This is a genomic window from Micromonospora sp. NPDC052213 (assembly GCF_040679695.1).
In the GTDB taxonomy this organism is placed as follows: domain Bacteria; phylum Actinomycetota; class Actinomycetes; order Mycobacteriales; family Micromonosporaceae; genus Micromonospora.
On sequence record NZ_JBFAVI010000234.1, the window covers coordinates 1 to 8,609 of the forward strand.

Here is an 8,609-nt window from a genome sequence, read left to right on the forward strand (position 1 = left end):
TCCACGGCGGCTGCTCACCCCTCCTCACGTTCAGACAGAACGATCCTCACGTCCAACCGGATACGCCCAACATCATTTAGTTAGGAGTTGTAAGGGTGATCACCGCATGGGTCTTCACCCTGCGCCGGGTCGGGGCGGTATCGAGCTGTGCCGCGGTGGCGCAGCATCCAGGCGCCGAGCGCCGCAAGGCCGAGCAGGGCGATGAAGAGCAGGTGGTGCTCCGCTCGCTGTCCGGCGGCGCCTGCGGCGGCGAAGAGCAACGAGGCCGGGAGTACCCCCGTGCCGGCGGCCAGTGTCACGCGCCCCCAGCCGAGGTCGGACGTGCCGGCAAGCATGGCGACGGTTTCGGCGAGCACCGGCACCGGCCGGGTGAGACAGACAGCGACGAGCCCGTAACGTTCGAGCAGCGCCTCGGCGCGGGTGCGCTGCGCCGGTGTCGTGATGCGGGTCAGCACGCCGCGGCCGCGCCGGCCGATGCCGAAGGCGGCGAGCGTGGCTCCGAGCCCGCCGACCATGGAGAGCAGCGCGCCGGGAAGCACGCCGAACAACGCTCCGTTGGCCACCATGATCAGGCTTGCAGGCGGTTGATGGCGCGGTGGGCGTGGCTCGTGGTTTGGTGTCAGGGCTCTTGTAAAGTCGTGGCGCGTGTCCGGCTTGAGGCGGTTAGTGTAGACGCGCCGGGGTAGGCGGATGCAGGGCGGGATGACCGCTCCTGAAGATCATCGAGGTGCTGTGGCGTGGTTGTTCCCCACGGCTTCGCCGAGCAGCGTCAGGCAGTTGCTGGCGTCGTCGAGGACCCCGACGGCCTCCCACTTGTCGCGGCGTCCTTCTGCCAGACGCTCATGGTTGAGGCTGACGCACCGCTTGCCGCGGTCGACCGGGGACCTGCCGGCGACCTCGCCGCCGCCGGGGCCCTGGTGATGCACCCATCGATGGCGAGGTCGTCGAGCAGCAGGCCGACGATACGGTCGTCGGCGTCGATCGCGATTGCTTTGAGCCGGGCGAACACTCCGAGGTTGATCCATTCGTGCGGCGGTTGCGGATCGTGGTGGCCGAGCAGGTCGAGTCGGCGATGGCCTCATACGAGCAGCCGAGCCTCAGCGCCTGCAGGAGCTTGAAACACGATCTGGTCCGGCGATGCGTCGGCGGGTGGGGGTGGCTCGGATCGGTGGTGGGTCGTACGGGCAGCAGCGCGGCGAGCTGGTCCCACAAGGGGTTCGCTCAGCCATGATGGGACAGCGGGCACAGGCGTTCCAGTGATCACTGGGCGTAGGAACCCTTCATGATCGCTGATATCTATGCCCGTTTCCCGCCCTTCCGATCCAATTAGCCTATTTGTGTAGCCTCCTAGTCGCGGTGCAGGGCCACCCTGTCAGCCCTCACGCCGGTACGCCCGACACGACGTCCGCGACGTTGCCCCGGTAGCAGGTGGTGGTGGAGATACTGGGGGCGTTCACCGTCGGGCCGTAGACGATGTACCGCTGGCCCGTCTGCACGTTGCGGCACTGGATCTGGACCCGGTAGCTGCCGGTGTCGCACTGGGCGGTACCCCGGCCGTAGTAGTGGTTGCTCCCCTCGTGGACCCACTCCGCCCACGAGACGCAACCGGTGACACCGACTGTGGGCAGCGGGTCTTCGACGGGGTACACGCCCTCGGCGACGTTGCCGCTGTAGCACTGGGTAGTGGCCGTGCCGGGGGCGTTCACCGCGTAGCCGCCGTAGACGACGTATCCCACGCCTGTCTGCAGGTTGCGGCACTGGAGCTTGACCTTGTAGCGGCCGGTGGCGCACTGCACGTTGCCGCGGCCGTAGTAGTAGCTGTTGCTGCCCTCCTGGACCCACTCCACCCACGTCGTGCAACCGGTGGGGGTGGCCTGGACGCCCAGGTCGGAGTGCGCCACCGTGCGGGCCTGGGTGGGAGCGGCCTGGACGGGGGAGGCCTGGGCGGGAGTGGCCACGGCGGAAAGGCCGAGAATAGCCGCCGCGACCAGCGGAAGCGAATGCCTGAACAAGTCTGTCTCCTGACCGGGGATGGGGGGAATTCGCCGAACGGCAGGGATCATATTAAGAAGCGCTTTGAAGGGTGTCTATAGAGCGGCGGAAAAATGCGCTTTTGTCGTGGGCGGTATTGGCGGCGGTTCGGGCGTTTCACAGGTTCGAGCAGGCCGGCTACGCCGGTTGGGCACGTTCGGTCCCCTGTGGAGCTGCCCATCCATGCGCCCGCGCCCATCACCTCGGCGGACATGAGAATTGTGTCGGAGTCCGAAGTCCGGATGACAACGACCGCTTGTCGCCAGGGAAGGCGAGAGGAGGTCGGGCGAGGTGCCGGGCGCCGGGAAACGGCGACGGGCCGCCCGCCCCGGATAGGGCCGGATGACCAAGGGGACGGAGCCATGTGTGGCCGCGGATCCCGACGGGATCTCCTGATCGACAAGGTTGAGCGGGCAGGGGAGGGCCGCCGCCTGCCGTGGACGCAGCTGCGCGGAGCGCTCCGACGGAAACAGCGCGGTGGTGATCTGGGCGGTGGACAGCACGTAGTGCCCGGCAAGCCAGGCCAGCAGTTGCCGGTCGCGCAGGGTCAGCCGGTGCAGGTAGGACAGCCGTCGCTCCCTGCTGGAACGTCGAGGAGCAGCAGCAAGACGAGGTTCGGACGGGCGAGATTCGGGAGCCGGTGAGTCGGGTGACGTGAGGGATCTCCTCAGCGAGTAGAACGGCAGGCTCCCTCCTGTGAGGGGGAGTCTGGAACTGTCGCAACCGGTCAGCGGAGCTGGCCACCGGCGGTGTGCTGCGCTGACAGCCACATCCGCGCTCCGCGCGGGAGGTGATGGCGAGTTGAGGTGGTGAAGGAGCGGTGAAGCCGCGACGGAAGACGCCACGGAACCCCCACCAGCTCGCCCTGTGAGCCACCGCATCGTGAGTGGCGTAGGCCTGTGTGGCGATGCGATTTCTGCAGGAACGCTGCTCTTGCTGGCGTGCTCGGCTGGCGCGCGGACGGGAAACGAACCCGCCCAGGTGCCGACCGTCAGCGCTGACGCCGCCACTACGGCCAAGGCGATCGAGCTGCTGAACTCAGGCACGGAGTTCATCGATCAGACGAGCTTTCGCGCCGATGTCGACATCGCGAGTCAGGTCACGACGCTGTCGCACACCGACAACGTCAACAAGCGCGCCGACGCCACGGTTTCCGCGTTCGGTCGGGTCACCGAGATCCGGATGATCGACAATGAGGTCTACATGAAGACCGGCCTGGACCTCCAGGGTGTCGGCCACGAATGGATGAACCTCGACCCAGCCCGGGTGCCGTCAGAGTTCGCCCTGAGCTTCGCTCCAGGCAAGAACGATCCCGGCGGCTCGGCGCGCCTCATCAACGCGATCGCCACCGCACGAGCAGACGGCTCTCAAATTACCGGGACGATCGACCTGACCCGAGTCGGCACCGGCAGCGGGATCAACTTCCGCCCCGGTCCGAGTGGCTTTCCCGACGGTGCGGGCAGCAACGCGTTCCGCGCAACGCTGGATGCCGATGGCCGACTGGTCAGTTTCTTGATCCCAGCCGCCAACGGCATGCCGAACGCCTCCCTGCGCTACAGCGACTTCGGTGCAGATGTCGACGTCATGCGGCCGCAAGGAGCCGTCGCCGCCCCCGAGGCCCTGTATCCCCAGCTTGGCCTGAGCGGCTGAGACCCGTTGGCAGGTTCGGCTCGTGGCCCAGGCCTGCAGGTAGCTTCCGCAAGCGCGACGTTCAACCCGCCCCGCCTCACCCGTTGGTCTCACCGACTCATCCCTTCATACCGCTGACCGCGCCCTCGGTGACCGAATCTGCCGAATACAGGACCCTCGCTGGACGACTAATCTGAGGGATGTGGCTGAGATTCCCTTCGGAGCCGAGCAGCCCCGGCTGGCGAGGAACGCGCCGGTCAGGCGACCAGCGGCTGGAGCTGTTCCAGGCCCGCCGATAGCGACCGTTTCCGACCACGCCATCCGTCCCACAGGCGCGGGGTGCGATCAGGCGTCGGCGGGCGTGACGAGGCCGGTCTCGTAGGCCAGTACGACCGCCTGCGCACGGTCGCGGAGGGCGAGTTTGGCGAAGATCCGCGCCACGTGGGTCTTCACAGTCGCCTCGCTCAGGGTCAGCGCCTGGGCCAGTTCGGTGTTGGAGAGACCGCGGCCGAGGAGAGTCAGCACTTCCAGCTCGCGCGGCGTCAGCGCGGCGAGATCCCGGTGGATGGCGGGGATCGGTCCGTCGGCGGCCGATCGGTCCGCGCCGGCGAAGCGCTGGACGAGCCGCCGGGTTATCGAGGGCGCGAGGAGGGCGTCGCCGGTCTCGACGAGGCGTACGGCGGCGGCGAGGTGGTCGGCGGTGACGTCCTTCAGGAGGAAGCCGCTGGCGCCAAGTGCCAGGGCGGCGTAGACGTACCGGTCGAGGTCGAAGGTGGTGAGCATGAGCACCCGGCAGCGGGGGCTGTGGTCCAGGATGCGTCGGGTTGCCTCGAGCCCGTCCATCGTCGGCATGCGGATGTCCATGAGCACGACGTCGGGGCGCAGCCGCCGCTCGGCCGCCACCGCCTCGACACCGTCAGCGGCCTCGCCGACCACGTCGATGCCGCGGGCGGTGAGGATCAGCCGGAAACCGGTGCGGATCAGCTCCTGGTCGTCGGCGATGAGCACACGCGGCGAGGGCAAAGGCGCCGGCCCGGGCGGCCTGGCAGAGGCGGGCTGGGCCTTCACGGGTGCTCCACCGGGATGCGGGCGCGGACGCGGTATCCGCCGCCGAGCCGCCGGCGGGCGTCGAGATCGCCACCGTAGACCGCGACGCGCTGTCGCAGCCCCAGCAATCCTCGCCCGGCGCCGTCTCCGGCGCGCGGGGCAGGCTGGTCGCCCGTCAGCACGCTGGGGCCCGTGGTGAGCACCTCCACCCGCAGCGAGTGCTCGGCGTAGCGGATCGTCACCTCCGCCTTGCCTCCGGCGCCGTGCTTCAGCGCGTTCGTCAATGCCTCCTGGACGATGCGGTACGCGGTGACGTCGATCCCGGACGGCAGTGGCCGGGGCTCACCGGAGATGCGCACCTCTGCCGGCAGGCCGGCGAACGCGATTCGGTCGATCAATGGGCTGAGTCTGCTCAGGCTGGGCTGCGGTGCCAAATCGGCTCCGTCCGTGCCATCGTCGCCGTCCGCCGGGGGTGCCAGCAGGCCGAGCAGATGCCGCAGCTCGGTCATCGTGGTCCTTCCGGCGCCTTCCACTGCCGACAGCGCCGCTGCGGCCTCCTCGGGCATGGTCGCGAGCACCTCGCGTGCGGCGGCGGCCTGCACGATCATGAGGCTCACGTTGTGGCTGACGATGTCGTGCAGCTCCCGGGCGATGCGGGCACGTTCGGCGTCGACCGCGGTCCGGGCCGCGCTCTCCCGCTCCCGTTCGAGGAGCCAGCCCCGCTCCTCCAGCGCCCGACGGTGCTCGCGCCGGGCCCGGACGAGTGCGACACCGAGCCATACCGCGGTCGCGCAGGCTGCGACGAGCGCGCCGACCAGCCACACCGCCCCCAATCCCACCCAAGAATCTTCGCAAACGCGGATCGGCGCCACATCATCCGCGGTGTCCAGCCGGGTACATCCCCGGGATGACAGCCCCGACGGTTTACATCCCGGGACCGACGGCCGGGCGCTACCCGCGGCCATAGCGTGCTGCCATGACCACTGACACCTGCGTCGTACGGCTGGACAAAGTCCGCAAAGAGTACGGCGACACGACCGCCCTCGACGGCGTGTCGCTCGAGATCCGCACCGGTGAGGCGGTGGCGGTGATGGGCCCGTCGGGCTGCGGCAAGTCCACCATGCTGAACATGATCGCCGGGTTGGACCGGCCGACATCCGGGTCGGTGCGCGTCCACGACGAGGAACTGGGCCGGCTGAACGAAACGAAGCTGGCGCTGTTCCGGCGGCACCGGATCGGCATGATCTTCCAGTTCTTCAACCTGCTCGACGACCTATCGACGATCGACAACGTGACGCTCGCCGCCCAGCTGACCGGCACCAAGGCGGGCCCGGCACGCAAGCGGGCCATGGAACTGCTCGACGAACTCGGCATCGCCGACCGGCGTAACGCGTATCCGGCGGCCCTCAGTGGCGGCGAGCGCCAGCGCGTCGCGGTGGCCCGGGCCCTGATGAACCGCCCGGCACTGCTGCTCGCTGACGAGCCGACCGGCGCCCTGGACAGCCGCTCCGGCGAGCAGGTGATGGACCTGCTGCTGGACCTCAACCAGATCGGACAGACCCTGCTCATCGTCACCCACGACGAGCGGCTCGCGACGCGGTGTGCCAGCCGTGTGGTCGAACTGGCCGACGGGCGGATCACCCGCGAACGCAGTCTGGAACGCGCATGAGCGCCGTGTGGCGGGCCTCGCGGGCCGCAGTCCGGCGACGCCGGGTGCAGACGTTCGTCATCGGCCTGGTCGTCCTGCTCTCCACCACGACGATCGTCGTGGCGCTGGCGCTGCTCGAGGCGTCCTCGGCGCCGTTCGATCGCGCCTTCGCCAGGCAGCAGGGGCCACACGCGATCGCCGTGTACGACCTCGCCAAGGTCAACGACGCGCAGCTCACCGGCCAGCGAACCGGCGTGGCGGCCGCAGCGGGACCGTTCGGGCAGGTAACGCTCGACCTTACCGAGGGCGGCGGGCCGGGCCCACGGGGTCCGCTGACCGTCGTGGGGCGCGCCGACCCGGGCGGCTCGGTGGACCGTCTCAACCTCTGGCAGGGGCGCTGGCCCACATCCCCTGGCGAGATCGTCCTCAACCAGCCCGATCCCGGCGCCGACTCGAGGGGATTCCCGCCGGACCGCGGAGAGGTGACCCTCGGCGGCAAGCGGTACACCGTCGTCGGCCGGGCTCACAGTCTCAGCCAGACCGCTGACGCCTGGGTGTCACCGGAACAGATGACCGCGCTGCACCCCACGTCGGCCCAGATGCTCTACCGGTTCACCGGTGACGTGTCGACGAAGCCCGCTGTCCACGCCGACCTGGCCGCCGTCACGGCCAACCTGCCAGCGGGCGCGCTGATCGCCGCGCAGCCGTATCTCGTCGTCAAGGAGAAGGTCGCCTCGGACATCGGCGTGTACGTGCCGTTCCTCGCCACGTTCGGCATGCTCGGACTGATCGTCGCGGTCGTCATCGTGGGCAACGTGGTCAGCGGCGCGGTCGTCTCCAGCTTCCGGCACATCGGGATCCTCAAGGCGCTCGGATTCACACCACGCCAGGTTGTCGCCGTCTACCTCGTCATGGTGTCGGTGCCCGCCCTCATCGGCTGTGTCCTCGGCACCGTCGTCGGCACCCTCGCCGCCCAGCCGCTGCTGAGCGACGGGTTCCAGGGCCTCGGACTCGACGTCGGCATCAACGTCGGCGTCTGGATCTGGGCCGCCGGGCTGGGCGGCGTGCCGGCACTCGTCGCCCTGGCAGCGTTCGTGCCCGCCGTCCGGGCACACCGACTGTCGGCCGCCGAGGCGATCAGCGCCGGCAGATCCCCACGGACCGGGCATGGGACGCGGCCCCAGCGCTGGCTCGCCGGTCTCAGGCTGTCGCGTCCGGTCACCCTCGGGCTGGGCCTGCCGTTCGCGCGACCGGGCCGGACCGCCTTCACCGTCGTGGCCGTCCTGCTCGGCGTGACCACCGTGACGTTCGCGACCGGACTGGCCGACACGTTGACCCGGATCTCCACGATCGAACAACAGGCCTCGGGACAGATCGGGGTCCGGCCGTCAGACGGCCAGACGCGAATCGCCCCCGAGGGGCAGCTGCCGCCCACGGGGCCGCAGGCCACCACCACTCGGACCGACGCCCAGGTCGAACAGCTGCTGCGCGGGCTGCCGGACGTCGCCCGGGTCACCCCTGTTCTCAGACTGCCGGTCCCCACCATCGGGCAGACCCAGCCGCTGACCGTCAACTTCGTCCGCGGTGACTACTCGTCGATGGGCTACCAAAACGAGCTCACCGCCGGACGCTGGATGACGCGGGTGCACGAGACAGTCGTGCCGTCGGAACTCATGCGTGAGCGCGGACTGAACGTCGGAGACAAGCTCACCCTGGAACTCGGCGGACGGCGGACGGTGCTGACCGTGATCGGCGAGACGATGGACGGCGCGCCCGGACCGCCCGGCATGTTCGTGGACTGGCGCGTCCTCACCGAACTCGCACCGGACCGCGCCGTCAAACCACACGAGGTGTACTACCAGGTCCAGCTCAAGACCGGTGGCAACGTCGCGGCGTACGTCGCCGCGGTCAAAGCGGCCGACCCGGGGATCGACGCGTGGGACACCTCCCAGCTCAGCGACTTCGCGGTGACCGTGATCGGCTTCTCGTCGGTGCTCTCGCTACTGCTGTCCACCGTCGCGGCCCTCGGCGTCTTCAACACGGTCGTACTCAACGTCCGAGAACGCCGCCGCGACCTCGGCATGCTCAAGTCGATCGGGATGACGCCACGCCAGGTCGTCACGATGGTGCTGACGTCGATGGCCGTCGTCGGCGCGGCCGGCGGTGTGCTCGGCATCCCCCTGGGGATCGGAGGCCGAACAAAAAAACGCGCGCGCCCCCCCCCACCCCCCCCGATAGCCAAACCACCCACCGT

The 8,609-nt window shown here is 69.3% G+C and carries 7 protein-coding genes and 2 pseudogenes; 3 read left to right on the plus strand and 6 right to left on the minus strand.

The annotated features are described in order from the left end of the window. Positions 1–80: 80 nt before the first annotated feature. The 4 genes and pseudogenes from AB0L34_RS31445 to AB0L34_RS31460 all read right to left on the minus strand — a co-directional run. Positions 81–704 (minus strand): VTT domain-containing protein, encoded by a 624-nt coding sequence (locus AB0L34_RS31445; protein WP_363709023.1) that lies wholly within the window; start codon positions 702–704, stop codon positions 81–83. A gap of 156 nt (positions 705–860) precedes the next feature. After that, positions 861–1,246 (minus strand): annotated as a pseudogene (locus AB0L34_RS31450) (transposase); the annotation flags it as partial. Positions 1,247–1,379: 133 nt separating this feature from the next. Beyond that, on the minus strand, positions 1,380–2,012 hold the full coding sequence (locus AB0L34_RS31455) for a hypothetical protein (protein WP_363709013.1): 633 nt from the start codon (positions 2,010–2,012) through the stop codon (positions 1,380–1,382). Positions 2,013–2,471: 459 nt separating this feature from the next. Next, positions 2,472–2,702 (minus strand): annotated as a pseudogene (locus tag AB0L34_RS31460) (hypothetical protein); the annotation flags it as partial. A 196-nt stretch (positions 2,703–2,898) separates the two neighbouring features. Between AB0L34_RS31460 and AB0L34_RS31465 the strand changes: the two are divergent. Continuing rightward, on the plus strand, positions 2,899–3,681 hold the full coding sequence (locus AB0L34_RS31465; RefSeq protein ID WP_363709015.1) for a hypothetical protein: 783 nt from the start codon (positions 2,899–2,901) through the stop codon (positions 3,679–3,681). A gap of 324 nt (positions 3,682–4,005) precedes the next feature. Here AB0L34_RS31465 and AB0L34_RS31470 read toward each other — a convergent pair whose 3' ends face one another. Together AB0L34_RS31470 and AB0L34_RS31475 are read right to left on the minus strand one after the other, a co-directional pair. Continuing rightward, positions 4,006–4,683 (minus strand): response regulator transcription factor, encoded by a 678-nt coding sequence (locus tag AB0L34_RS31470; protein WP_363709017.1) that lies wholly within the window; start codon positions 4,681–4,683, stop codon positions 4,006–4,008. Between the two features lie 41 nt (positions 4,684–4,724). Next, positions 4,725–5,531 (minus strand): histidine kinase, encoded by an 807-nt coding sequence (locus AB0L34_RS31475; RefSeq protein ID WP_363709019.1) that lies wholly within the window; start codon positions 5,529–5,531, stop codon positions 4,725–4,727. A 152-nt stretch (positions 5,532–5,683) separates the two neighbouring features. On the opposite strand from AB0L34_RS31475, the gene AB0L34_RS31480 reads away from it, so the two are divergent. Further along, positions 5,684–6,376: an ABC transporter ATP-binding protein gene (locus tag AB0L34_RS31480; RefSeq protein WP_357459666.1), complete on the plus strand. Its 693-nt coding sequence runs from the start codon at positions 5,684–5,686 to the stop codon at positions 6,374–6,376. Continuing rightward, positions 6,373–8,609: ABC transporter permease (locus AB0L34_RS31485; RefSeq protein ID WP_363709021.1), on the plus strand; the 2,237-nt coding region annotated here is incomplete at its 3' end. The genes AB0L34_RS31480 and AB0L34_RS31485, both read left to right, overlap by 4 nt.

Excerpts from the sequence above, each read along its gene's own strand:
- AB0L34_RS31480 (WP_357459666.1), top strand. The coding sequence starts at position 5,684 with ATGACCACTGACACCTGCGTCGTACGGCTGGACAAAGTCCGCAAAGAG.